The sequence below is a fragment of the Micromonospora sp. NPDC049366 genome (assembly GCF_044466625.1).
In the GTDB taxonomy this organism is placed as follows: Bacteria; Actinomycetota; Actinomycetes; order Mycobacteriales; family Micromonosporaceae; genus Micromonospora.
Genome location: NZ_JBITMV010000001.1, coordinates 654,296 through 679,273, shown reverse-complemented (window position 1 = coordinate 679,273; position 24,978 = coordinate 654,296). Strand labels below are relative to the sequence as shown.

The window sequence follows — 24,978 nt, the reverse complement described above, 5'->3', positions numbered from 1 at the left end:
GCGCCCCTTTCGCATTTTTCCGGAGAGACTGGGAAGTATGTTCCGCTACATCCTGCGGCGCCTCCTGCAGATGGTCCTGGCGTTCTTCGGGACCACGTTGATCGTGTACGCGTTGATGTTCGCCGGCCAGGGCGATCCGATCCAGGCGCTCGCCGGTGAGCGACCGGTGACGCCGGCCCAGCGGGCATACCTGACGGAGAAGTACCACCTCGACGCGACCGGCATCGGTGGGTTCTTCTACCGCTACTTCGACTACGTCAAGAACCTGCTCCAGGGCGACCTGGGTCAGTCGCTCACCGGCCGGCAGATCGGCGACATCCTGCGGCAGGCCTGGCCGATCACCGTGAAGCTCGCCCTCATCGCGCTCGCGGTGGCAGTGATCTTCGGCGTCACCGCCGGCGTGATCGCCGGCATCCGGCGCGCCGGGATCTTCGACAACTCCACGCTGGTGCTGACCCTGCTGGTGCTGGGCATCCCGACCATCGTGCTGGCACCGCTCGCGCAGTTCTTCCTGGGCGTCAAATGGCAGCTCTTCCCGCCCACCGCCGGCGCGGAACCGACCTTCTACGCCCTGCTGCTGCCCGGGATCGTGCTCGGCTCGCTCTCCCTGGCCACCGCGCTGCGGCTGACCCGCACCTCGGTGGCCGAGAACCTGCGCGCCGACTACGTCCGCACCGCCCGGTCCAAGGGCCTGGTGAAGCGGCGCATCGTCAGCATCCACGTGCTGCGCAACTCGCTCATCCCGGTGGTGACCTTCCTCGGCGTCGAGCTGGGCAACCTGATGAGCGGCGCGATCATCACCGAGGGCGTCTTCAACATCCCGGGCGTGGGCTTCAACCTCTTCCGGGGCATCCGCACCGAGGACGGCCCGCTGGTCGTGGGCATCGTCAGCGTCCTCGTCGTGGTCTACCTGCTCTCCAACCTGGTGGTGGACGTCCTGTACGCCGTACTCGACCCGAGGATCCGCTATGAGTGAGCGCAGCGAACGAATCATTAACGCAGCGTGCTTGGGCGCTCGTGCCGGCACGGAGCGGAGCGGAGTGCAGGCATGAGTGACTTTGAAACGGTGGCGGCGAGCGAGAACCAGGCCGCCCGTCGTGGCCCCTCGGGGGAGCCAGGCACGCCAAGTCAGGTCGGCACCCCGCAGAAGCCCCGCAGCCTCGCCGGCGACGCCTGGCGCGACCTGCGCCGCAACCCCATCTTCTGGATCTCGCTGACCCTGGTCGCGATCATCACCCTGATGGCGATCCTCCCCGGCGTGTTCGCCCCGAACGACCCCCGGGACTGCATGCTGTCCCGGCAGAACGCCGGGCCGTCCGGCGGCGCCATCTTCGGGTACGACTTCCAGGGCTGCGACACCTACGCGCGGGCCGTCTACGGCACCCGGGCGTCGCTGGTGGTCGGCGCGCTCTCCGCCGCGATCACCGGCGTCATCGCGCTGACCGTCGGCATGCTCGCCGGTTACTTCGGTGGCTGGGTCGACGCGGTGCTCTCCCGCGTGATCGACATCGTGCTCGGCATCCCGCTGCTGCTCGCCGCGATCGTGCTGCTCAAGCGCGTCTCCAGCGACAGCTCGGCCGCCCGCATCACCGCGGTCGTCTTCGTCCTGGCCATCCTCGGTTGGACCACGGCGGCCCGCGTCGTCCGCTCCTCGGTCATCACCGCGAAGGGGCAGGACTACGTCGCGGCGGCCCGGATGCTCGGCGCCGGCAACGGCCGGATCATGTGGCGGCACATCCTGCCCAACTCGCTGGCCCCGGCCATCGTGGTGCTGACCATCGCGCTCGGTTCGTTCATCGCCGCCGAGGCCACGCTCTCGTTCCTGGGCATCGGCCTGAAGGCGCCGACGATCTCGTGGGGCCAGGACATCGACACCGGCCGGGTCCACATGCGGGAATCGGCGACTCCGTTGGTCGTGCCGTCCGTCTTCCTCGCGCTGACCGTGCTGGCGTTCATCATGCTCGGCGACGCCATCCGCGACGCCTTCGACCCGAAGCTGCGGTGACCCATGACTGACTCCGTCGTCCAGCCCACGCCCGCCTCCGCCACCCCGGAGGGCGGCCACCTGCTCGAGGTACGGGACCTGCACGTCGAGTTCCGCACCGGTGAGGGCGTCGCCAAGGTGATCAACGGGGTGTCGTACCACCTGGACGCGGGCGAGACGCTTGCCGTCCTCGGTGAGTCCGGCTCGGGCAAGTCGGTGACCGCGCAGGCGATCATGGGAATTCTCGACACCCCGCCCGCTCACATCCGCTCGGGTCAGATCCTCTACCAGGGGCGTGACCTGCTCAGCATGTCGGAGGGAGAGCGCCGCCAGGTACGCGGCAAGGAGATCGCGATCATCTTCCAGGACGCGCTCTCCGCCCTGAATCCGGTCTTCCCCGTCGGCTGGCAGATCGGGGAGACGCTGCGCCAGCGTGAGGGGATGTCCCGCGCCGACGCGCGTCGGCGGGCCATCGAGCTGATGGACCTGGTGAAGATCCCGGCGGCCGCGCGGCGGATCGGTGACTACCCGCACCAGTTCTCCGGTGGCATGCGGCAGCGCGTCATGATCGCGATGGCGCTGGCGCTCAACCCGAAGGTGCTGATCGCCGACGAGCCGACCACGGCCCTGGACGTCACCGTGCAGGCCCAGATCATGGACCTCCTCGCCGACCTGCGCCGCGAGCTCGGCATGGCGATGATCCTGATCACCCACGACCTGGGCGTCGTGGCCGGCGTCGCGGACCGGATCGCGGTCATGTACGCCGGCCGCATCGTGGAGCACGCCGACGTCCGCTCGCTCTACCGGGCGCCGGCCCACCCGTACACGAAGGGACTGCTGGAATCGATCCCGCGCCTGGACGTCCGTGGCCAGGAGCTGTCGACGATCAAGGGGTTGCCGCCGAACCTGATGCGGATCCCCTCCGGCTGCCCGTTCCACCCCCGGTGCCCGTACGTGCAGCAGGTCTGCGTGGACGTGGTGCCGCACGACCTGGTCCTCGGCGACGGCCGGACCAGCGCATGCCACTTCGCGCAGGAGGTCCGTGATGACAGCGCCCGCTAGCTCCACCAAGGTCCGGGGCGAGACGATCCTCGCCGTTGACAACGTCGTCAAGCACTTCCCGATCTCGCGCGGTGTGCTCCTCAAGAAGCAGATCGGCGCGGTCAAGGCCGTGGACGGGGTCAGCTTCGAGCTGCGCCGGGGCGAGACCCTCGGCGTGGTCGGCGAGTCCGGCTGCGGCAAGTCGACGCTGGCTCGGCTGCTCATGCGGCTGGAGACCCCGACGTCGGGCCGGGCCACCCTGGAGGGGCAGGACCTGTTCAAGGCGTCCGGCTCCACGCTGCGCCGGCTGCGGCGGAACATGCAGATGGTGATGCAGGACCCGTACACGTCGCTGAATCCGCGGATGACGGTCGGCGACATCATCGGCGAGCCGTTCGAGATCCACCCGGACGCGGCGCCGAAGGGCAGCCGCCGCAAGCGGGTGCAGGAGCTGCTGGACCTGGTCGGCCTGAACCCGGAGCACATCAACCGGTACCCGCACCAGTTCTCCGGTGGTCAGCGGCAGCGCATCGGCATCGCCCGGGCGCTCGCCCTGCGTCCGGAGATCATCGTCTGTGACGAGCCGGTGTCGGCGCTGGACGTGTCGATCCAGGCGCAGGTGATCAACCTGCTGGAGCAGCTCCAGGACGAGTTGGGGCTCTCCTACATCTTCATCGCGCACGACCTGTCGGTCGTCCGGCACATCTCCGACCGGGTCGCGGTCATGTACCTCGGGCGAATCGTGGAGATCGGCACCGAGGACGAGATCTACGAGCGGGCCACCCACCCGTACACCCAGGCGCTGCTCTCCGCGGTGCCGGTGCCGGACCCGGAGGCGCGCGACGACCGGAACATCATCCGGTTGACCGGCGACGTCCCCTCCCCGGCCGACCCGCCGAGCGGCTGCCGCTTCCGCACCCGCTGCTGGAAGGCCCAGGAGATCTGCGCCATCGAGGACCCGCAGACCGTTCCGCGCGCGGCCGACCCGCACCCGTCGGCCTGCCACTTCGCGGAGCTCCGCCCCACCCCGACGGCCTGACCCACCCCCAGCCCCGGTCGATCATGCAGTTGTGGTGGGCGAAAGGCGCTGATTCGCGCCCTTCGTGAGGCACCACAACTGCATGATCGCCGAGGTGGGGGCCGGGCCGGGATCCGTCAGTGGAAGAAGTGGCGGGTGCCGGTCAGGTACATCGTCACGCCGGCCTGCTTGGCGGCCGCGACGACCTCCTCGTCCCGGATCGAACCACCCGGCTGCACGATCGCGCGGACGCCCGCCTCGATGAGGATCTGCGGGCCGTCGGCGAACGGGAAGAACGCGTCCGAGGCGCAGACCGAACCGCGCGCCCGCTCGGCGCCCGCCCGGCTGACCGCCAGCCGCGCGGAGTCGACCCGGTTGACCTGGCCCATGCCGACGCCCACCGTCGCGCCGTCGCGGGCCAGCAGGATCGCGTTGCTCTTCACCGCGCGGATCGCCCGCCACGCGAAGACCAGGTCGCGCAGCGTCTCCTCGTCGGCCGGGTCGCCGGTGGCGAGGGTCCACCTCGACGGGTCGTCGCCGGTGGCGTCCACCCGGTCCGCCATCTGCACCAGTACGCCGCCACTGACCTGCCGCCACTCGGCCGGCGGCGGATTCCACGCCGGAGCGCGCAGCAGCCGGACGTTCTTCTTGCCCTGGAGGATCTCGACCGCGCCGGCCTCGAACTCCGGCGCCACCACCACCTCGGTGAAGATGTCGGCCACCTGCCGGGCCAGCTCCACGGAGACCGGCCGGTTGACCGCGATCACGCCCCCGTACGCGGAGACCGGGTCGCAGGCGTGCGCCTTGCGGTGCGCCTCGGCCACGTCGGCGCCGACGGCGATGCCGCACGGGTTGGCGTGCTTGATGATCGCCACGGCCGGCTGGTCCGGGAAGTCGTTGGCGGCGCGCCACGCGGCGTCCGCGTCGACGTAGTTGTTGTAGGACATCTCCTTGCCGTGCAGCTGCTCGGCCTGGGCCAGGCCGGCCGGCGCGTCCGGGTCGGTGTAGAGCGCCGCCGCCTGGTGCGGGTTCTCGCCGTAGCGCAGAGCGCGGTCGGCCCGCAGCGCCAGACCGGCGAAGCCCGGCCACTCGACGTCCTCGCCGAGCTGCACGGCGCACCAGTTCGCCACCGCCACGTCGTACTCGGCGATGTCGGCGAACGCCCGCGCGGCCAGCGCCCGGCGCTGCCGCAGCGTGAAACCGCCCGCGTCGAGGGCGGCGAGCAACACCGGGTACGCCGACGGGTCGGTGACCACCGCTACCGAGGCGTGGTTCTTCGCCGCGGCGCGCACCATCGCCGGGCCGCCGATGTCGATCTGCTCGACGCACTCGTCGAGGCTCGCGCCCGAGGCGACCGTGGCCTGGAACGGGTAGAGGTTGCTGACCAGCAGGTCGAACGCGGCGACGCCCAGCTCGTCGAGCTGGGTGACGTGCGAGTCCTTGCGCAGGTCGGCGAGAAGGCCGGCGTGCACCTTCGGGTGCAGCGTCTTGACCCGACCGTCCAGAACCTCGGGGAACCCGGTGACGGTCTCCACGGCGGTCACCGGGACGCCGGCGCCGGCGATGGTCGCCGCGGTGCTCCCGGTCGAGACGATCTCCACGCCGGCCGCGTGCAGGGCCTGGGCCAGGTCGACCAGGCCCGTCTTGTCGTAGACGCTGACCAGCGCCCGCCGGATCGGGCGGCGCTCGTCCTGAGTGGAGCTCACGGGATCGTGACCTTTCTTCCGATGATCGTCCAACCCTCGCGGACCAGGCGGCCGACGTGTTCGACCAGCTGACTGCGCTCGGCCACCTTGATGCGCTCGGTGAGGGATTCCACGTCGTCGTCGTCGCGCACCGGCACGGCGACCTGCGCGACGATCGGGCCGGTGTCCATTCCGGCGTCGACGAAGAAGAGGGTGGCGCCGGTGATCTTCACGCCGTAGTGGAGGGCGTCACGCGGGCCGTGGATGCCGGGGAACGCCGGCAGCAGGGTGTTGTGCGTGTTCAGGTAGCGGTCACCGAACGCGGCCAGGAAGTGCGGCCCGACCAGCTTCAGGAACCCGGCGGAGATGACCAGGTCGGGCCGGTGCTCGGCGACCTGCTCGGTGAGCGCGCGGTCCCACTCCTCGCGGCTGTCGTACGCCTTGAGGGGGACCACGAAGGCCGGCACTCCGGCGGCGGCGGCGCGGTCGAGCCCGGCGATACCGTCCCGGTCGGCGCCGACCGCGACCACGCGGGCGCCGTACGCCGGGTCGGCGGTGGCATCGAGCAGCGCCTGGAGGTTGCTCCCGGATCCGGAGACGAGGACGACGATGCGGGCAGCGGACACGGGCTCGGTCACCGCGTCACCCTATCGGGCAGGGCGGAAGCGGCCGCGTCCGGGCAGGTCGAGCCGTGATCGAGACCGTACCGGGACACGCGGGCGACAGTTCTGCTGGCGTAAACCCGGTACGCTGCCGCTCGCTCGGGCCCGGCACACGCCCGGCCCCGCACCCCCGAGTCGAAGCCGACACCGCAGCCGTGTCGACAAGTTGAGGAGCCCCCATGCAGCCCGGGTACCCGCCCCAGCAGCCGCCGGTCAACAACAACATGACGATGTCGATCGTGGCCATTTTCCTCTTCTGGCCTCTCGCGATTCCGGCGATCATCAACGCGTCCAAGGTGAACCCGCTGCTTCAGCAGGGCGACTACGCCGGCGCGCAGGCCGCCGCCGCCGAGTCGCGCAAGTGGTCGAAGTGGGCTTTGATCGTCGGTATCTCGTGGTACGTGATCGCGATTCTGTGCTGCGCACTCGGCGGCCTCGGCGCGATCATGAGTGGCGACAACAGCACCTACTGACGGACAGACCCAAGGAGCCTCGTCGAATGCAGCCCGGTCAGCCCGGTCAGGATCCCTACGGCCAGCAGCCGCACCAGGATCCGACCGCACCGCAGCCCCAGGACCCGTACGCGCCGCCGCCCGCGGCTCCGTACGGACAGCAGCCCACCTCGGGGCAGCCCTACGGTCAGCCCACCTCCGGGCAGCCCTACGGCCAGCCGCAGGACCCCTACGCCGCGCCGCAGAACCCCTACGGTCAGCAGCCCGCGTACGGGCAGCCCGGGCAGCCCCACCCGCAGGACCCGTACGCGCAGCAGCAGCCGTACGGCGGCGCGCCGACGTACCCGAACGCCGGCTACCCGCAGGCGCAGGGGCAGAACAACACCCTCGGCCTGGTGTCGATGATCCTCGGCATCGCGTCGATCCCGCTGGCCTGCTGCCTCTTCCTCGGCTTCCCGGTCGGCATCGCCGCGGTGATCACCGGCTACCTGGCCAAGCAGAAGGTGGACCAGGGGCTGGCCAACAACGCCGGCCAGGCGAAGGCCGGTCTGATCTGCGGTGCCGTCGGCATCGGCATCGGCGTCCTGGTGATCATCCTTAACCTGATCGGCATGAGCCTGCCGAACCAGCCCTGATCCACAGCTGGTCGGAAGGGGCGTCCCGCAGCCGCGGGGCGCCCCTTCGGCGTCGAATCCCCGCGGCGGTCAGGTGGTCGCGGTGCCCCGGCGCACCGGGCCGCGGGTGAACGTGCGGGTGGCCGCCGCGCCGAGCAGCGCGCCGGCCCCGATCACGGCGGTGGTCACGGCACCCACCTGCCAGGCGACCGGGCCCATCTCGGCCAGCCGGCCGCCGCCCAGTGGCCCGGCCGAGGCCGCCGCCGCGATCCCCAGCAGCACGCCCGCCACTGGACCGGCGATGGCCGCCGGCGCGAGCAGCGGCGGCCAGCCCAGCGGCGTGCGGTCGTCGGCCGCGAGCCGCACCAGCCGGCGGGCCAGCATGAAGCCGGCCGCCATGCCGGCCAGGACCGGCACCGCGAGCAGTGCGGCGCCGAAGCCGTCGACCGGTCCGCGGGGCAGCCCGGCCAGCAGCGGTACGGCGGGAAGCGCCCCCACCGACACCTCGCTGGTCCGCACGGCGGTGTCGGTGCCGACGGCGAACCCGGGACCGAGCAGGTAACTCGTGGACCAGATCGCGGCGTTCGGCGCGTAGGCGAGGCTGACCAGGGTGACGCCCGCCTGCCCGGCCACCCCGGTCCGGTAGGCCCCGATCATGTCCGCCGCGTCGCCGCCCCCGGTGGCCACCGCCAGACCGGCGGCGCCGGCTCCCGCCCCGAGGAGCAGCAGGCCGGCGACGAGGCCGGTGCGGACGCCGTCGCGCAGCGCGGCCGGGGCCCGTTCGGCGAGCAACCCGGTCACGCCGGTGGTGCGCACCGCGCCGACCAGGGCGGCGACGGTGCCGAGCAGCACACAGCAGAGCCCGGCGCGCACCGGTGACACGCCCGGACCGCCCAGGCCGACCAGCATCGCGGCGAGCAGGCCGAGCAGCGCGTACGCGATACCGACCGCGACGGCGGCGGCGAGCGCGCGGCGTGGCGAGCGGCCCCCGCGCGCCCCGATCGCCCGGCTGACGTGCACGCCGGCCCGGGTCAGCCGCCACACCACGAGCGCGGTCAGCGCGAGCGGGGCGAGCCCGAGCGGCCCCGCCTCGGTGCGCAGCGGGACGCCGTGGCCGAGCAACCAGCCGGCCAGGCCGGCGCGTAGGGCGCCGGTGACCGACCCGGCGTCCTCGCTGAGCTGGGCGAGGCCGAGCACGATCGCGACCGGGAGGTAGGACGTGAGTGCCGCCCCGAAGGCGGCCACGGCGGCGGCCACGGCCAGCGGCGCGCGACCGCGCGGTGATCCGTCGGGCCGTGTGCGGGGCGCCCGCCCGCCGGGCGCGCCGCGACCGGGCGGGCGGTCGCCGGCGGCCACCGCGCCGGCCCGGCGGGATCGATCAGGGGTGAGGTCGGACATCGAGGTCTACTCTGGCACGTCAGGCGCCGGGTGGCAGTCCGATACCGCCCCGGCACGGCGGCGAATTCCGCCATCCACGGCCGGCCCGGCCTCCGCCCGGTCTAGCCTCGGCGCAGGACGTGACGTCGTCGCGGCCCCGATCGTGGAGGATCGTCGCCGTGGGTTTCTCGTACCCGCCGTCCCCACCGGCCCGCGGGCGCGACCGCACCACGCTCTGGGTGTGCTCGGTGTCGTCCTCGGGCTGATCTGCTGCGGGATCCTCGGCATCATCTTCGGCTACCTGTCCGTCCGGGACGCCCGGCGGTACGGCAACTCGCCGGTGCTCGGCTACGTCGCCGTCGCGCTCGGCGTGGTCAACCTCGTCGCCGGGGCGTTCCTGCGGGCGACGGGGAACTATCCGTTCTGGCGTAACGGCTGAGGGGGCCGACCGCCGGTCGACCCCCTCAGCGCGAGACCCGCTCCGCTCAGCCGGCGGACATGATCTCCCGCATCAGGCGGGCGGTCTCGGTCGGCGTCTTGCCGACCTTCACGCCGACCGCCTCCAGCGCCGCCTTCTTCGCGTCGGCGGTGCCGGCCGAGCCGGAGATGATCGCACCAGCGTGGCCCATGGTCTTGCCGGGCGGCGCGGTGAAGCCGGCGATGTAGCCGACGACCGGCTTGGTGACGTTGGCCTTGATGAACTCGGCGGCCCGCTCCTCGGCGTCGCCGCCGATCTCACCGATCATCACGATGGCGTCGGTGTCCGGGTCGGCCTGGAACGCGGCGAGCGCGTCGATGTGGGTGGTGCCGATGATCGGGTCACCGCCGATGCCGACGCAGGTGGAGAAGCCGATGTCCCGCAGCTCGTACATCATCTGGTAGGTCAGGGTGCCGCTCTTGCTGACCAGGCCGATCCGGCCGCTGCCGGTGATGTCGGCCGGGATGATGCCGGCGTTGGAGGCGCCCGGGGAGGCGATGCCGGGGCAGTTCGGGCCGATGATCCGGGTCCGCTCGCCCTTCGACACGTTGTACGCCCACAGCGCGGCGGTGTCGTGGACCGGCACGCCCTCGGTGATGACGACGGCCAGCTCGATGCCGGCGTCGATCGCCTCGACCGCCGCGGCCTTCGTGAACTGCGGCGGCACGAAGATGACCGTGACGTCCGCCCCGGTCTCCTTCATGGCGTCCGCCACGTTGGCGAAGACCGGCAGCTCGGTGCCGTCGAAGTCGACCGTCTGACCCGCCTTGCGCGGGTTGACGCCGCCGACCACGTTGGTGCCCGCCGCGAGCATCCGCTTGGTGTGCTTGGAACCCTCGGACCCGGTCATGCCCTGCACGATGACCTTCGAGTCCTTGGTCAGCCAGATTGCCATTGTCAGACCCCCGCAGCGGCCAGCTCGGCGGCCCGCTCGGCCGCGCCATCCATCGTGTCGACCCGCTCGATCAGCGGGTTGTTCGCGCCGTCGAGGATCGCCCGGCCGGCCTCCGCGTTGTTGCCGTCCAGCCGGACGACGAGCGGCTTGGTGACCTTCTCGCCACGCTGCTCCAGCAGGTCGAGCGCCTGCACGATGCCGTTGGCGACCGCGTCGCAGGCGGTGATGCCGCCGAAGACGTTGACGAAGACGCTCTTCACCGACGGGTCGGAGAGGACGATCTCCAGGCCGTTGGCCATGACCGCCGCGCTCGCGCCGCCACCGATGTCGAGGAAGTTGGCCGGCTTGACGCCGCCGTGCCGCTCGCCCGCGTACGCGACCACGTCGAGGGTCGACATCACGAGACCCGCGCCGTTGCCGATGATGCCGACCTCGCCGTCGAGCTTGACGTAGTTGAGGTCCTTCTCCTTGGCCGCCTGCTCCAGCGGGTCCACCGAGGCCTGGTCGACCAGCGCCTCGTGGTCCGGGTGCCGGAAGCCGGCGTTCTCGTCCAGGCTGATCTTGGCGTCGAGCAGCAGCAGCTTGCCGTCGCCGGTCTTGGCCAGCGGGTTCACCTCGACCAGGGTGGCGTCCTCGGCCACGAAGGCCTTCCACAGCCCGACCGCGACGTCGACGACCTGGTCGGCGACCTCGGCCGGGAAGCCGGCGGCGGTGACGATCTCCCGCGCCTTGGCCTCGTCCACCCCGGCGACCGCGTCGATCGGGGCCTTGACGACCTTGTCCGGGGTATCCGCGGCGACCTGCTCGATGTCCATACCGCCGGCCACGCTGGCGATGCAGAGGAACGTGCGGTTCGCCCGGTCGAGCAGGTAGGAGAAGTAGTACTCCTCCGCCACGTCCGCGGTCACGGTGATCATGACCTTGTGGACGGTGTGGCCCTTGATGTCCATGCCGAGGATGTCGGTGGCCCGGGCCACCGTCTCCTCCGCGCCCTCGGCCAGCTTCACGCCGCCGGCCTTACCCCGACCGCCGACCTTCACCTGAGCCTTCACGACCACCCGACCGCCGAGGCGATCGGCGATGGCGCGGGCCTCCTCCGGGGTAGTGGCGACGCCGCCGGCGAGCACGGGCAAACCGTGCCGCTCGAACAGGTCCCGCCCCTGGTACTCGTACAGGTCCACGATTGCGCGTCCCGTCCCGTCTCCGCGGCGCGCCGTCGCGCCGCCACCAGCGTTCGAAAACAGTTTGACGCCTGTCATCAGTTGAAACAGGCCATTGGCCGCAGCCTAGCGAGGTCACCACCGGGGGCAACCGAGCGGGTGCGCGGTGTGCGGTAATGCACAGCCGTCGCCGCACATCCGGAATCGCCGATCCGCGCTCGCCCGCACCGCGCGGGCCGCACCGGCGTGTCGGCGTACGGCGACGGGCCGGGGAACAGGGCCGACGGACACCGTGACGGCCGACGTCGGTCAGCCTTCCGAGGGATGTTGGCGGAGGGCGTAACCCCTCCGTCGGGGCGTCGTTGAGTCAGATGTCGGAGCGCTGGTCAGCGCGACGACAGGAGAAACGGCCGATGCCCTGTCGGTCGAGGGGTGGCGGCGGGGCATCGTGCATAGAGGGGCCGGACGTGTGAGGGGTGCGTCCGGCCCCTCCCCCTGTCCGCCTCCGGCCGACGCCACCGCTCGACGGCGAGCCGCCGGGCTCGGGCTCAGCTCACCGGCTGCGCGACGTTCTGTCGCACCCACTCCACGATCGACTGGGTGGTGGCACCCGGGGTGAAGATCTTGGCGACGCCGAGCTGCTCCAGCTCGGGGATGTCGGCGTCCGGGATGATGCCGCCGCCGAACACCACGATGTCGCGCGCGTCGCGCTCGGTGAGCAGCTCGAGCACCCGCCGGAAGAGCGTCATGTGCGCGCCGGAGAGCACGGAGAGACCGACCGCGTCGGCGTCCTCCTGGATGGCGGTCTCCACGATCTGCTCCGGAGTCTGGTGCAGGCCGGTGTAGACGACCTCCATGCCGGCGTCCCGGAGGGCGCGTGCGACCACCTTCGCGCCGCGGTCGTGGCCGTCCAGACCTGGCTTGGCGACGACGACCCGAATACGAGAGCTCATCAGCGCACACCTTTCACCGGCTCAACAGCCTCCACCTGAACGAACGGTAACCCGCCGGACGGGTGCCGGGAAATCCGGGCCGGCAAACCCGGGCCGTCGGCGCGGAGTCACCGGGTCGCCCAACGGTCCGCCCGGTCGGCGGCCGGGACGATCCGCCGGCCCCTGCTCCGTCGACCCAGGCCATCCGCCCGTCGGCGGATTCCCGCGGCGGTGCGCGTCAAGGCGGACGAGTCCGCCGTACCGGTCACGCTGTGCGACGAACGGGCAGTAACGAGGGCACCGTTCGGCGGCGCGAGGCGTGACAATCACGGACGCAAACGGACAAGTTGCCACGCCAATTCGGCGCTCCGGCTTGTGAGTCGCCTGGTGGTTGGCTAACGTGTCCACGGTTGTCATCAGGTCCAAGGACGGGTGATGACGCGGCCAGCAGATGTTCACCGCAACGGTCCCGGACGTCCGCGAAGCCGCTTCGGATCCCCGACAACGGAGGGTGTGCGTGCGCCAGCGCCTGTCGTCTGAGCCCGATAGATATCGTGGTCGCCGCCGCGTCCCCACCCCGCCGCGGAGCCGCTACGCCGCCGTCGTCACCACCGCCTTCGTCGGAGCGGGTGTCGTCGCCCTCGGCGCGAGCGCCCTGCCCGACGCCAAGAGCGTCAGCCCCACGGTCCTCGACGAGCTCCGCCAGGCCTCGATCACCAGCCAGGACGCCGCAGCCCGCGGCGAGGCCGCCGACCGCGCCTCCCGCGACAGCGCCCGGGGCGAGGAGGCCGGCGAGCAGGACGTCTGGCTTCTGCCGCTGCAGGGCTACGACTTCAACTCGCCCTACGGCATGCGCTGGGGCAAGCTCCACACCGGCGTCGACCTGGTCGCCCCGGAGGGCACCCCCTACGTCGCGATCCACGCCGGCACCGTCACCAAGGCCGGCTGGTTCGGCGGCTACGGCTACGCCGTGATCGTCCAGCACCCGGACGGTAGCGAGGCGATCTACGGTCACTCCTCCTCGGTGAGCGTGCAGGAGGGCCAGCAGGTCAAGGCGGGCGACCAGCTCGGGCTGGTCGGCAACACCGGCCACTCCTACGGCTCCCACCTGCACCTGGAGGTGCATGTCAAGGGTGAGCCCAAGGACCCGGTGCCGTGGCTCCAGGAGCGCGGAGTGGACATCAAGCTGCAAGTCGAGGCAATTTACAACGAGGTGGCCGCGTCCTGACGCTGCGTACCGACCGTTGACCGCCCGGATCTCCTGATCCGGGCGGTTTTTCGTGGCCGCCCGCCCCGGCGAAGTCACCTGCGCCACACCCGCAGATGTGACCGGCGGCACACGTCCTGATGATCACCTAACGGATGGAACCGGACATACCTCGGTATAACCGGCCACCCGGCCGGGCCGACGCTCACCCGCCTTCCCACCCCGTGACCTGCCGAAACGCGTCTCGCACCAGGATCGGTCAGTCCGATGCCCTCGACACGTGAAGGTCCACCGTGCAGGAAGAAGACAGCACCACCCAGAACGATCAGCGCGACGACCCGCGGGTGATCCGGCACCGGGCGCGGCCCAGCCGACGCATCCGCCTCCTCGTGGTCGGAGCAGTCGCCGTGGTCGGCCTCGGCGTCGCCGGTGTGGCGGTCGCCGCGACCGGCGACGAGCCGGCGCCGACCCCGGTCTCCGTCGACGCGCAGGCCCGCGCCGAGGCCACCGCCCGCGCCGACCGCTCGGCCCGCGAGTCGCCCGCCCCGGTCACCCCGTCGGCCAGTCCCGCCAGCCCGACGCCGAGCGCGTCCGCCGCCGCGACGGCGAAGGCGACCACCGCCGCGCCGAAGCCGAAGAAGACCGTGAAGGCCAAGCCGGCCTGGGTCATCCCGATGAAGGGCGCCCAGATCACCTCCTGCTTCGGCCAGCGCTGGGGCACGCTGCACGCCGGCATCGACTTCGCGCTGCCCGCCGGCACCCCGATCCACGCCGCGGCGGCGGGCACCGTCGTCAAGGCCGGTGACGCCGGCGACGGGTACGGCAACTCGGTCTTCATCGACCACGGCAACGGCTACCTCACCCACTACGCCCACCAGAGCCGCCTGGCGGTCGCCGTGGGTGACAAGGTCAGCGCCGGCGAGGTCATCGGCTACGAGGGCTCCACCGGCGACTCCACCGGCCCGCACCTGCACTTCGAGGTGCACCAGGGCCAGATGTGGAACCAGATCGACCCGGCGCCGTTCCTGCGCGCTCGGGGCATCGACGTGGCCTGCTGACGCCACGGCATGAGGAGGGGCCCGGTCCGGCACGTCCGGACCGGGCCCCGCCGTCAGAGCTTGTCGATCGGGGCGTGCCGCAGCACCAGCCACATGGTCTGGTCGCCGAAGTCGATCTGCGCCCGCGCACCCGGCCCGTGCCCCTCGACGGCCAGCACCCGGCCCAGCCCGTAGCGCTGGTGGTTGACCCGGTCCCCGGCGGCCACCTTGGGTGCCTGCGGCAGCTCGCTGGCCGTGGTCAGCCGACTGCCGTCGACCCCGAGCCGCTTCGCCAGCTGGGCCGCCTTCGGCGTACCCCCGTTGAAGCCGCCGCGCCCGCCGGGCGCGCGGTCCGCGCGGCCCCCGACACCGCCGCCCCCGCCGGCCCACGAGGTGTACGACCCCTCGGTGCGCTCCCAGCGCACCAGCTCCGGCGGCAGCTCCTCCAGGAAGCGGGAGGGCGGGTTGTAGGCCGGCTGCCCCCACGCCGAGCGGGTGACCGCGCGGGAGAGGTAGAGACGCTGCCGGGCCCGGGTGATCCCCACGTAGGCGAGCCGCCGCTCCTCCTCCAGCTCCCGCGTGTCGCCGAGCGAGCGCAGGTGGGGGAAGACGCCGTCCTCCAGGCCGCTCAGGAACACCACGGGGAACTCGAGCCCCTTGGCGGTGTGCAGGGTCATCAGGGTGACCACGCCCTGGTGGTCCGGGTCGTCGGTGGGCAGCTGGTCGGCATCGGCGACCAGCGCGACCTGCTCCAGGAAGCCGGCCAGGGTGGCCCGCTCCCCCTCGGCGCCGGTGGCCTCGATGCGCTCGGTGTATTCCCGGGCGACGCTGACCAGCTCCTGGAGGTTGTCGACCCGGCCCGCGTCCTGCGGGTCGAGGCTCTCCTCCAGCTCGGTGAGGTAGCCGGAGCGGGTGAGCAGCGCCTCCAGGACCTCCTCCGGTGTGCCGGTCTCGGCCAGCTCGCGAGCGCCGTCGAGCAGGGCCACGAAGTCCGCGATGCCGTTGGCCGCCCGGGTCGAGATGCCCGGGGCGTCCTTGGCCCGGCGCAGCGCGGCCCCGAACGAGATCCGGTCGCGGCTGGAGAGCGCCTCCACGCACGCCTCGGCCCGCTCGCCGATGCCCCGCCGGGGGGTGTTGAGGACGCGGCGGAGACTCACCGTGTCGTCGTCGTTGACCACCGCGCGCAGGTAGGCCAGCGCGTCGCGGACCTCCTTGCGCTCGTAGAAGCGCACCCCGCCGACCACCTTGTAGGGCAGGCCGACCCGGATGAACACTTCCTCGAAGACCCGCGACATCGCGTTGGTCCGGTAGAAGACGGCCACGTCGCCCGGGCGGGTGTCGCCCTCGTCGACGAGCCGGTCGATCTCCCGAGCCACCCAGTCCGCCTCGGCGTGCTCGGTGTCGGCGACGTAACCGACGATCTGCTCACCGGCCCCGGCATCGCTCCACAGCCGCTTGGGCTTGCGGGAGGTGTTGCGGTCGATCACCGCGTTGGCGGCGTTGAGGATCGTCTGGGTGGAGCGGTAGTTCTGCTCCAGCAGGATCGTCCGGGCGTCGGTGAAGTCGCGCTCGAACTCCAGGATGTTGCGGATCGTCGCACCACGGAACGCGTAGATCGACTGGTCGGCGTCACCCACCACGCACAGCTCGGCCGGCGGGATCCCCTCGGTGCCGGAGACCAGCTCCTTGATCAGCACGTACTGGGCGTGATTGGTGTCCTGGTACTCGTCGACCAGCACGTGCCGGAACCGCCGGCGGTAGCTCTCGGCCACGTGCGGGTGGGACTGGAGCAGGTGCACCGTCGTCATGATCAGGTCGTCGAAGTCGAGCGCGTGCGCCTCGCGCAGCCGACGCTGATAGAGCGTGTAGGCCTCGGCCAGGGCCCGCTCGTTCGGGCCCTTCGCCCGGGCGGCGAACTCCTCGGGGTCGACCAGCTCGTTCTTCAGGTTCGAGACCTGGGCCGCCAGACCCCTGGCCGGGTAGCGCTTCGGGTCCAGGTCGAGCTCGCGGGCGACCAGCTGCATCAGGCGGCGTGAGTCGTCGGCGTCGTAGATGGAGAAGGTCGACTTGAGCCCGGCGTGCTCGTGCTCGGCGCGCAGGATCCGGACGCACGCGGAGTGGAAGGTCGACACCCACATCAGCCGGGCCCGCGGGCCGACCAGGGCGGCGACCCGCTCCTTCATCTCGCCCGCGGCCTTGTTGGTGAACGTGATCGCGATGATCTCCCCGGGATGCACGTCCCGGGCGGCGAGCAGGTAGGCGATCCGGTGGGTGAGCACCCGGGTCTTCCCGGACCCGGCGCCGGCCACGATCAGCAGCGGCGAACCGGCGTGGGTGACCGCGTCGCGCTGGGGGCCGTTGAGCCCGGTGAGCAGGGCCTGCGGGTCGAGACGGCTGGACGCCGGCCCGGGCCGGTGCGGACGGGCCGGCGCGCGCTCGGGCGCGGGCGAGGACGCGGGGATGTCGAAGAGAGGATGCATCGCACGGCGAGTGTATGCCGCCCGCCGGACACTTCCCGACCGCGCACGCCCGCAGCCCGCCGGCCGGGCGCCGGACGCTCCCGGAGCGCGCCCGCCGGCCGGGCGTCCTCGACCCCTAGGGCAGCTCCCGTCCGGCGGGCCGACGTCCGGCGAGCCGGCTGTCCGGGTGCGTCGTGGCACTCCGTGCGGCCGGATTCCTTGCGCGAGGGCCCCCGGCTGGGCATACTCGACGACGTGTTCGGTCAGCGCTACTACTTTTACTACGGCACCGGGAGTCCGGCAGCCGTAGGTCGCGCCTGATCAACAGACCTGCGAAAAGCCCCGGGCTCCTGGAGCCCGGGGCTTTGTCGTCCCGGGATCCGGGCTCCGGGCCCGACGTCCGAGGGGGACGGCGATGATGACAGACGTGGTGGAGCAGAACGGCGGTCCGGCGCGATCCGGCGCATCCGGCGCGGCGGGAGAGCAGCCGTCGTCCGGGACCCCCACCGGTCCCACGGCGGGGGGCACCGAGGGTGACACCGGCCCGGCGGGCGACGCGGCGAACGGCCGGCCCGGCGATCGACCGGTGGACGCCGGCACCAAGGAGCCGGTCGCGGCGGCCCAGATCGTCGCCATCCGGGAGCGGATCGACCAGATCGACCAGGCGCTCATCGAACTGTGGCAGGAGCGGGCGAGCCTGTCCCAGCAGGTCGGCGCGACGCGCATGGCGTCCGGCGGCACCCGCCTGGTGCTCTCCCGCGAGCGGGAGATCCTCGAACGGTTCCGGCGCGCCCTCGGCGCCGACGGCACCCAGCTGGCCCTGCTCCTGCTCCGGGCCGGCCGCGGGCCGCTCTGACTCCTCCCGGCCGGGCCGGACACGCGGCCGGGCCGGACACGCGGAACCGCCTGTCACCGACGGCGACAGGCGGTTCCGGTGGGGGGTGTATCAGGCCTCGTGGGTGGCCACGATCTCCCGCTTCTCGGCGAAGTGGCAGGCGCTCGGGTGGTCCGAGCCCTGCCGGATCTGCAGCAGCGGGGTCTCCTGGGCGCAGACGTCCTGCGCCTTCCAGCACCGGGTGCGGAAGCGGCAGCCCGACGGCGGGCTCACCGGCGACGGGACGTCACCGGTGAGGCGGATGATCGCCTTGTGCTCGCGCACGGTCGGGTCCGGCACCGGCACCGCGGAGAGCAGCGCCTGGGTGTACGGGTGCGTCGGCCGCTCGTAGATCTCGTCCTCGGTGCCCACCTCGACGATCTTGCCGAGGTACATCACCGCGACCCGGTCGGAGAGGTGCCGCACCACCGAGAGGTCGTGCGCGATGAAGACGTACGACAGGCCGAACTCGCCCTGGAGCTGCTCCAGCAGGTTCATCACCTGCGCCTGGATCGACACGTCCAGCGCCGACACCGGCTCGTCACAGACGATGATCTCCGGACGCAGGGCGAGCGCCCGGGCGATGCCGATGCGCTGCCGCTGACCACCGGAGAACTGGTGCGGGTACCGGTTGATGTGCTCCGGGTTCAGGCCGACCAGGTCGAGAAGTTCCTTGACCTTGCTCCGGCGGCTGCCCTTCGGGGCCACCTCGGGGTGGATCTCGAACGGCTCGCCGACCAGGTCACCCACCGTCATACGCGGGTTCAGCGAGGTGTACGGGTCCTGCATGACCAGCTGGATCTGCCGGCGCAGGCGACGCAGGCCGCCACCGGAGAGCTTGGAGATGTCCTGACCCTTGTAGAGCACCTTGCCCGCGGTCGGCTTCTCCAGGTTCATCAGCACCCGGGCCAGCGTCGACTTGCCGCAGCCGGACTCACCGACGACGCCGAGCGTCTCACCCTGGCGCAGGTCGAAGGAGACCCCGTCGACGGCCTTGACCTGACCGATGGTCTTCTTGAACACCACACCGCGCGTGACGGGGTAGTGCTTGACCAGGTCGCGGACCTCGAGGATGTTCTCAGTCACGGTTCACCAGCTCCTCGGCGAAGTGGCAGGCGCTGGCCCGGCCGGCGCCGATCTGCAGCAGCGGCGGCACCTTCTCCCGGCACACCGGCTGCGCCATGGGGCAGCGCGGGTTGAACGGGCAGCCCGGCGGGATGTTCATCAGGTTCGGCGGGAGGCCCTTGATGGTGCGGAGCTGCTGCCCCTTCTCGTCCAGACGCGGGATCGAGTTGAGCAGGCCGAGGGTGTACGGGTGCGCGGGCTTCGCGTACAGGTCGTAGACGTCGGCTTCCTCGACGATCCGACCGGCGTACATGACCGCGATCCGGTCCGCGACGTCGGCGACCACGCCGAGGTCGTGGGTGATCAGGATCATGCCCATCTGCCGCTCGCGCTGGAGCTCGGCCAGCAGGTCCATGATCTGGGCCTGCACGGTCACGTCGAGCGCGGTGGTCGGCTCGTCCGCGATCAGCACCTCGGGGTCGAGCGCCAGCGACATGGCGATCATCGCCCGCTGGCGCATACCGCCGGAGAACTGGTGCGGGTAGTTGCTGAACCGGCCCTTGGCGTTCGGGATCTTGACCTGGTCGAGCATCTCGATCGCGCGCTTCTTGGCGTCCGAGCGGCTCAGGCCACGGCGGACCCGGAACTGCTCGGCGATCTGGAACCCGACGGTGAAGACCGGGTTCAGCGCGGAGAGCGCGTCCTGGAAGATCATCGCGATGCCCTCGCCACGGATGCGGCGACGCTCCTCGAAGGACATGGTCAGCATGTCCTTGCCGTGGAAGCGCACCTGACCGCCGGTCACGTGACCGGGCGGCGTGTCGAGGATGCCCATGATGGTCTGCGCGGTGACGCTCTTACCGGATCCGGACTCGCCGAGCACGGCGAGGGTCTCCCCCGCGTCGACGTGGTACGTGACCCCGTTGATGACCTTGGCGACGCCGTCGCGGGTACGGAACTCCACCCGGAGGTCGTCGACCTCGAGCAGGCGGCCGGCGGGACGCCCGGAGGGGCCCGCTGCGGACTGCTCGGACACGAGAATGTCGGACAACTGGATCGCCCCTAGCGGAGTTTCGGATCGAGGGCCTCGCGGACCGCCTCACCGAGCATCACGAAGCTCAGCACGGCGGCGACGAGGAACGCGGCGGGGAAGAACAGCAGGTACGGGGCCACCCGGATCAGGTTCTGCGCCTCGTTGATGATGATGCCCCAGGAGACCACCGGCGACTTGAGGCCTACGCCCAGGAACGAGAGCGTGGCCTCGGCGCCGATGAACGAGCCGACCATGATCGTGCCGTACACCAGGATCGGTGCCAGACAGTTCGGCAGCAGGTGCTTGATGATGATCCGGCCGGTGCCGGCACCCAGCGCCCGGGCCGCGACGATGTAGTCGGCCTCCTTGGTGGCGAGCACCGAGGAACGCATGAGCCGCATGACCACCGGCCAGCTCAGCACGACGAGCGACGCGATGACCAGGAACTTGATCTTCCACTCGCTGTTGCTGGTGCCCGACCCGTTGAACGTGGTCAGGATGACGATCGCGCCGAGCACGAACGGCAGGCCGAAGAAGACGTCGGCGATCCGGGACAGGACGGCGTCCACCCAACCGCCGCGGTAGCCGGCGATCATGCCCATCGTGCCGCCGATCAGCAGCGTGCCGAAGACCGAGAGCAGCGCCACCACGATGGAGGCGTTGGCGCCGTAGATGGTCCGGGCGAAGACGTCGCGGCCCTGGATGTCGTAGCCGAACCAGGCGTCGCCCGAGGGCTTGCCGAGGCTCCTGCTCAGCTCTCCGTAGTCGGGGCTGGCCGAGGTGAAGAGCGACGGGAAGGCCGCCATCACCACGAAGATCACGATGAAGCTCGCGGAGAGCCAGAAGAGCGGCTTGCGCCGCAGGTCCCGCCACGCGTCGCCGAGCAGGCCACGGGGCTTCTCCCGGCGGGCGTTCTCCGGCAGGCCGGCGTTGGTCGGGCCACCCATCTCGGTGGGCTGGTGCGCCGGTGGTGTCGAGACGATCGATGCGGTGCTCGGGTCACTCATGCCGCCACCTCGCTCCGCTCGGTGCCGGCCTGAGTGGCCCGGCACGCTGCGTTGATGATTCGTTCGCGGCGCTCACTCATAGCGGATCCTCGGGTCAAGGGCGGCGTACAGCAGGTCCACCAGCAGGTTCATCAGAAGATAGACGAGCACCAGGATCACCACGACGGAGACCACGGTGGCGCTCTCCTTGGTGACGATCGACCGGTACACGACGCGACCGATGCCGTTGATCTGGAAGATGCCCTCGGTGACGATGGCGCCGCCCATCAGGGCACCGAGGTCGGTGCCGAGCAGGGTGACGACCGGGATCAGCGAGTTGCGGAGCAGGTGCACGCCCACCACGCGGCGCATCGGCAGGCCCTTGGCGATCGCCGTACGCACGTAGTCGGAGCGGCGGTTCTCGGCGATGCTCGTCCGGGCCACCCGGGCGATGTACGCCATGGAGGCGCTACCCAGCACGAAGCCGGGGACGATCAGCTCGGAGAGCCGCATCTCGTTGGAGACCGTGGGCTCGACGATGTGCCACTGCACACCGAGCACCCACTGGAGCACGAAACCGATCACGAAGATCGGGAGCGCGATGAGGAAGAGCGTGGAGACCAGGACCAGGTTGTCCAGGAAGCCGTTACGCCGCAGGCCCGTCACGACACCGGCGGTGAGACCAATGATCGCCTCGATCGCCAGCGCCACCAGAGCCAGCTTCAGCGTGTTCGGGTACGCCGTGGCGATGATGTCGTTGATGGAGCGGCCGCCAAAGGTGGTACCGAAGTCACCCTGGAAGAGGTTCTTCATGTAGTTGGCGTACTGCACCACGAGGGGCTGGTCCAACTGGAACTTCTCGGTCATCATCGCGACGAATCCGGGCGGGCACGGGCGTTCGCCGCACTTGCCGGCGAAGGGGTCGCCGGGCACCGACCAGACCAGCCAGTAGATCAGGAATGTCGTTCCGATGAAGACCGGGACGAGTTGGAGCAGCCGTCTCAACAGATAACGGCCCATGGGGTGGTCCTCCAGACAGGGGGCGCGTCGGCGACCGACACGCGTGACGACGTGTCGAGGGGTATTTTGCACCCCTCGCGGAACGGCCCCAGGTCGGGCTCACCTTGTAGGTGAGCCCGACCTGGGTCAGACCGTGACCGTTCGGATCAGAGCTCGACGGAGGTGATGTCGATCTCGCCGACGTTGGTCAGCTCCACCTTCTTGATCTTGTCCGAGTGGCCCGACTGCTGGCCCTGGAAGTAGATCGGCATGGACGGGGCGTCCTGGTCGATCTTGGCGACAGCCTCGGCGAACTTGGCGTGCGAGGCCTCCAGGCTCGGAGCGCCGCTCGCCTCCTTGGCCAGAGCGTCGACCTCGGGGTTGCTGTACAGACCGTCGTTCGAGGAACCACCGGTCACGTAGAGCGGGTTGACCCAGTTCTCCACGTCCGGGTAGTCCTGCTGCCAACCGGCGCGGTACGGGCCCTTCATCTTGTGGGCGTTGATCTGCTCACGGAAGACTGCGAAGGTCGGCATGCCCTCGGCGCGGGCGTTGATCTGCAGGACGTTCTTCACGCTCTGCGCGACGGCCTCCATCCACTCCTTGTGGCTGGCGTCCGCGTTGTAGTAGAAGACCATCTCGCCCTGGAAGCCGCCGGCCTCGGCCAGGAGCCGCTTGGCCTCGTCCGGGTTGTAGGCGCAGATGGTGCAGTTCTTCTCCTTGGCGCCCGGGGTCAGCGGGTTGGCCCAGCTGTCGGCCGGAACGCGGTTGCCGAAGAAGATCTTCTCGGTGATCTCCTGGCGGTTGATCGCCAGCGAGACGGCCTTGCGCAGCTTCGGGTCCTTGAAGCGCGGGTCGTAGGTCGGGAAGGCGATGATGCCGGTCGACGGGGTGACGGACTGGATGGCCTTGTCACCCAGGTCGGTCTTCCACTTGTCACCGGCGAGCGCCGACTGCGGGACCTGCTGCTGGAAGTCGAGGTTGCCCGCGAGCAGGTCGTTGTAGGCCGCCGTGTCCTGCTGGTACAGCTTGACGTCGACGTCCTTGATCTTCATCTTGTCGCGCAGGGTGTAGTCGTCGAAGCGCGTCAGCTTGATCGAGACGTCGTCTTCCCACGACACGAACTTCACCGGGCCGTTACCGATCGGCTTGCGGCCGAACTCGTCCGGCTTCTGAGTGAAGAACACGTCCGGCAGCGGCACGAACGCGCTGTAGCCGAGCTTGGTCGGGAACACCGCGGTCGGGGCGCCGAGGGTGACCTGGAAGGTGTAGTCGTCGACGACCTTCAGGCCGGACAGCTCCTTGGCCTTCGGCTCCGGCGCCGGCTTCGGGCCGTCGTCGTCCGGGTCCACGGACTGGACGTCCTCGAAGCCGGCGATGTCGGAGAAGAAGCTGGAGTTCTGCGCGCCGTTCGGCGAGTACGCAGCCCAGTTCCAGGCCTTGGTGAAGTTCGCGGCCTTGACCTCGGTGCCGTCGTGGAACTTCAGGCCCTTCTTGATCTTGATCTCGTAGACCTTGGAGTCCGTGGTCGTGATCGACTCCGCGACGGCGTTCTGCGGCGCGCCACCGTTGTTCGGGTACTCGACCAGGCCGGTCCACAGGTAGTCGATGATCGCGCCACCACCGGTCTCGGTGGTGTTCGCCGGAACCAGGGGAACCTCCGGCTGGGTGCCGTCGATGACGATGGCGCCGTCGGCGCTGTTGCTGGCGTCGCCGCCACTGTCGCTGCCCGAGCAGCCCGACGCGATGAGCGCGACTGCCGCGCCCAGCGCGATCGCGCTACCCGTTCGCTTCGAGACTCTCATTCCGAGGGGCCTCCTCTTTCTAACCTGGTTCCGTCGTGGGTTTCACGCACGTCTGGGGGTGACGCCAAGGCGACCGGTCAGGGGTCGCCGAAACCACTGCCAAATCGGGACACCCATGTACCGATCCGCCGGGCTACCCCACCCGTTCGGGACTCGGCACCGCGCACGTTTGCCCAGCCACGGACCGTCGCGAGAGCAGCGGGCGTGGCCTTCGAGCCGTACGGAGTGCCTCGCACCGGGGGCGAGGTGCTTGCCACTGTGACACTCACCGGCCGCTTCCGTGAAGGTGCCGTTATCAAGCCGTTAGTTGGCCGCCACGTTGCCGATACTTGAGAAAAGATCACGAACCGCGTGTCTCATACCGCTCTGAGCAGGTAGGACATGGTCCCGCCACAGTCGCGCTCGACGCGTACGCTCAGGTCCTGTGAGCTTTCCCGCCTCCGCTCCAGTGCTCTCCGACGTCGTTCGCGCACTGGCCGTTTTTGCCCATCCGGATGATGTCGACTTCGGCTGTGCGGGGACGATCGCCGCCTGGGTGGATGAGGGTATCGAGGTCGCCTACCTCGTCGCCACCCGGGGTGACTCGGGCGGCTTCGATGACACCGACCGGGCGGAGATGCCCCGGCTGCGTGAGGCGGAGCAGCGCGCCGCCGCCGCGGCGGTCGGCGTCCGGCAGGTCGAGTTCCTCGACGGGCACTCGGACGGCACGCTGGCCCCGACCCTGGCGCTGCGCCGCGACATCACCGCCGCGATCCGCCGGTTCCGCCCCGACCGGGTGCTCACCAGTTCGCCGTTGCGCCGCTGGGAGCAGCTCACCGGCCCCAGCCATCCGGACCACCTGGCGGTGGGCGAGGCCACCACCTGCGCCATCTACCCCGACGCCCGCAACCGGTTCGCGCACCCGGAACTCCTCGCCGAAGGGCTGGAGCCCTGGGTGGTCCGCGAGGTCTGGTACGCCGGCGGGCCCGGGCCGGACCACACGGTCGACGTCACCGACCGGTTCGACCGCAAGGTCGCCGCGCTGCGCGCGCACCGGTCGCAGACCGCGCACTTCGACGTGGAGCCCTGGATCCGGGACCGGCTCACGACCGTCGCCGATACCGCCGGGCTGCCGCCCGGACGGCTGGCCGAGGCGTTCACCGTGCTGCGCACCGAGTGACGCCCGCGCCGCACCTCCCACCGCCACCCCCGCCCGGACAGCATTCGGCCCCGGCA

At 70.8% G+C, this 24,978-nt stretch carries 22 protein-coding genes and 1 pseudogene; 11 read left to right on the top strand and 12 right to left on the bottom strand.

Features of this window, described 5'->3' with window-relative positions; all coding sequences use genetic code 11:
- Window positions 1-37 precede the first annotated feature (37 nt).
- The 4 genes from ACIBTV_RS03250 (at window position 38) to ACIBTV_RS03235 (ending at window position 4,064) form a co-directional block, all read left to right on the top strand.
- A complete protein-coding gene (locus ACIBTV_RS03250; protein ID WP_091595159.1) occupies window positions 38-976 on the top strand; it encodes an ABC transporter permease in 939 nt (312 codons plus the stop codon).
- 72 nt (window positions 977-1,048) lie between these two features.
- Window positions 1,049-2,005, top strand: coding sequence for an ABC transporter permease (locus tag ACIBTV_RS03245; RefSeq protein WP_396701774.1), 957 nt, complete (start codon window positions 1,049-1,051; stop codon window positions 2,003-2,005).
- Window positions 2,006-2,008: 3 nt separating this feature from the next.
- Complete coding sequence (locus ACIBTV_RS03240; RefSeq protein ID WP_396701772.1) at window positions 2,009-3,046, top strand: ABC transporter ATP-binding protein; 1,038 nt, start codon at window positions 2,009-2,011, stop codon at window positions 3,044-3,046.
- On the top strand, window positions 3,030-4,064 hold the full coding sequence (locus tag ACIBTV_RS03235; protein WP_396701770.1) for an ABC transporter ATP-binding protein: 1,035 nt from the start codon (window positions 3,030-3,032) through the stop codon (window positions 4,062-4,064). Before ACIBTV_RS03240 ends, ACIBTV_RS03235 begins: the two co-directional genes overlap by 17 nt.
- Window positions 4,065-4,180: 116 nt before the next feature.
- On the opposite strand, the gene purH is transcribed toward ACIBTV_RS03235, so the two are convergent.
- Complete coding sequence (gene purH, locus ACIBTV_RS03230) at window positions 4,181-5,749, bottom strand: bifunctional phosphoribosylaminoimidazolecarboxamide formyltransferase/IMP cyclohydrolase (RefSeq protein ID WP_396701768.1); 1,569 nt, start codon at window positions 5,747-5,749, stop codon at window positions 4,181-4,183.
- The gene (gene purN, locus ACIBTV_RS03225; RefSeq protein WP_396701766.1) at window positions 5,746-6,366 is read right to left on the bottom strand and encodes a phosphoribosylglycinamide formyltransferase; all 621 of its coding nucleotides are present in this window, start codon (window positions 6,364-6,366) and stop codon (window positions 5,746-5,748) included. Before purN ends, purH begins: the two co-directional genes overlap by 4 nt.
- A gap of 203 nt (window positions 6,367-6,569) precedes the next feature.
- Between purN and ACIBTV_RS03220 the strand changes: the two genes are divergently transcribed.
- Together ACIBTV_RS03220 and ACIBTV_RS03215 are read left to right on the top strand one after the other, a co-directional pair.
- A complete protein-coding gene (locus ACIBTV_RS03220; protein ID WP_091595147.1) occupies window positions 6,570-6,863 on the top strand; it encodes a CD225/dispanin family protein in 294 nt (97 codons plus the stop codon).
- A 26-nt stretch (window positions 6,864-6,889) separates the two neighbouring features.
- Window positions 6,890-7,477, top strand: a complete 588-nt coding sequence (locus tag ACIBTV_RS03215; RefSeq protein ID WP_396701764.1) for a DUF4190 domain-containing protein — start codon at window positions 6,890-6,892, stop codon at window positions 7,475-7,477.
- 69 nt (window positions 7,478-7,546) lie between these two features.
- Here ACIBTV_RS03215 and ACIBTV_RS03210 read toward each other — a convergent pair whose 3' ends face one another.
- A complete protein-coding gene (locus ACIBTV_RS03210; protein ID WP_396701762.1) occupies window positions 7,547-8,854 on the bottom strand; it encodes a DUF6350 family protein in 1,308 nt (435 codons plus the stop codon).
- Between the two features lie 158 nt (window positions 8,855-9,012).
- On the opposite strand from ACIBTV_RS03210, the pseudogene ACIBTV_RS03205 reads away from it, so the two are divergent.
- Window positions 9,013-9,272, top strand: a pseudogene (locus ACIBTV_RS03205) (DUF4190 domain-containing protein).
- Between the two features lie 46 nt (window positions 9,273-9,318).
- Here ACIBTV_RS03205 and sucD read toward each other — a convergent pair.
- From sucD to ACIBTV_RS03190, 3 genes are all read right to left on the bottom strand, one after another.
- On the bottom strand, window positions 9,319-10,206 hold the full coding sequence (gene sucD / locus ACIBTV_RS03200; RefSeq protein WP_396701760.1) for a succinate--CoA ligase subunit alpha: 888 nt from the start codon (window positions 10,204-10,206) through the stop codon (window positions 9,319-9,321).
- Between the two features lie 2 nt (window positions 10,207-10,208).
- A complete protein-coding gene (gene sucC / locus ACIBTV_RS03195; protein ID WP_396701758.1) occupies window positions 10,209-11,387 on the bottom strand; it encodes an ADP-forming succinate--CoA ligase subunit beta in 1,179 nt (392 codons plus the stop codon).
- A 527-nt stretch (window positions 11,388-11,914) separates the two neighbouring features.
- Window positions 11,915-12,319: a cobalamin B12-binding domain-containing protein gene (locus ACIBTV_RS03190; protein ID WP_396701756.1), complete on the bottom strand. Its 405-nt coding sequence runs from the start codon at window positions 12,317-12,319 to the stop codon at window positions 11,915-11,917.
- A 496-nt stretch (window positions 12,320-12,815) separates the two neighbouring features.
- Between ACIBTV_RS03190 and ACIBTV_RS03185 the strand changes: the two genes are divergently transcribed.
- Together ACIBTV_RS03185 and ACIBTV_RS03180 are read left to right on the top strand one after the other, a co-directional pair.
- Complete coding sequence (locus ACIBTV_RS03185) at window positions 12,816-13,526, top strand: M23 family metallopeptidase (RefSeq protein WP_396701754.1); 711 nt, start codon at window positions 12,816-12,818, stop codon at window positions 13,524-13,526.
- Between the two features lie 272 nt (window positions 13,527-13,798).
- On the top strand, window positions 13,799-14,563 hold the full coding sequence (locus ACIBTV_RS03180) for a M23 family metallopeptidase (protein ID WP_396701752.1): 765 nt from the start codon (window positions 13,799-13,801) through the stop codon (window positions 14,561-14,563).
- 53 nt (window positions 14,564-14,616) lie between these two features.
- Here ACIBTV_RS03180 and pcrA read toward each other — a convergent pair whose 3' ends face one another.
- Window positions 14,617-17,022, bottom strand: a complete 2,406-nt coding sequence (gene pcrA, locus ACIBTV_RS03175; protein ID WP_396701750.1) for a DNA helicase PcrA — start codon at window positions 17,020-17,022, stop codon at window positions 14,617-14,619.
- A gap of 565 nt (window positions 17,023-17,587) precedes the next feature.
- Between pcrA and ACIBTV_RS03170 the strand changes: the two genes are divergently transcribed.
- Window positions 17,588-17,857 carry a chorismate mutase gene (locus ACIBTV_RS03170; protein WP_396702063.1) on the top strand — a complete coding sequence of 90 codons (270 nt, stop codon included), beginning with the start codon at window positions 17,588-17,590 and terminating at the stop codon, window positions 17,855-17,857.
- 90 nt (window positions 17,858-17,947) lie between these two features.
- Here the strand turns inward: ACIBTV_RS03170 and ACIBTV_RS03165 are convergent, their stop codons facing one another.
- From ACIBTV_RS03165 to ACIBTV_RS03145, 5 genes are all read right to left on the bottom strand, one after another.
- The gene (locus ACIBTV_RS03165; protein ID WP_396701748.1) at window positions 17,948-18,961 is read right to left on the bottom strand and encodes an ABC transporter ATP-binding protein; all 1,014 of its coding nucleotides are present in this window, start codon (window positions 18,959-18,961) and stop codon (window positions 17,948-17,950) included.
- Window positions 18,954-19,976 (bottom strand): ABC transporter ATP-binding protein, encoded by a 1,023-nt coding sequence (locus ACIBTV_RS03160; protein WP_396702061.1) that lies wholly within the window; start codon window positions 19,974-19,976, stop codon window positions 18,954-18,956. The genes ACIBTV_RS03165 and ACIBTV_RS03160 overlap by 8 nt, the downstream gene beginning before the upstream one ends.
- Window positions 19,977-20,002: 26 nt before the next feature.
- The gene (locus ACIBTV_RS03155; protein ID WP_396701746.1) at window positions 20,003-20,980 is read right to left on the bottom strand and encodes an ABC transporter permease; all 978 of its coding nucleotides are present in this window, start codon (window positions 20,978-20,980) and stop codon (window positions 20,003-20,005) included.
- A gap of 72 nt (window positions 20,981-21,052) precedes the next feature.
- Window positions 21,053-21,979, bottom strand: coding sequence for an ABC transporter permease (locus tag ACIBTV_RS03150; RefSeq protein ID WP_396701744.1), 927 nt, complete (start codon window positions 21,977-21,979; stop codon window positions 21,053-21,055).
- A 146-nt stretch (window positions 21,980-22,125) separates the two neighbouring features.
- Window positions 22,126-23,763, bottom strand: coding sequence for an ABC transporter substrate-binding protein (locus ACIBTV_RS03145; protein WP_396701742.1), 1,638 nt, complete (start codon window positions 23,761-23,763; stop codon window positions 22,126-22,128).
- Window positions 23,764-24,187: 424 nt separating this feature from the next.
- Here ACIBTV_RS03145 and ACIBTV_RS03140 point away from each other — a divergent pair, with 424 nt between their 5' ends.
- Window positions 24,188-24,922 (top strand): PIG-L deacetylase family protein, encoded by a 735-nt coding sequence (locus tag ACIBTV_RS03140; RefSeq protein WP_396701740.1) that lies wholly within the window; start codon window positions 24,188-24,190, stop codon window positions 24,920-24,922.
- The last annotated feature ends 56 nt before the right edge of the window (window positions 24,923-24,978 follow it).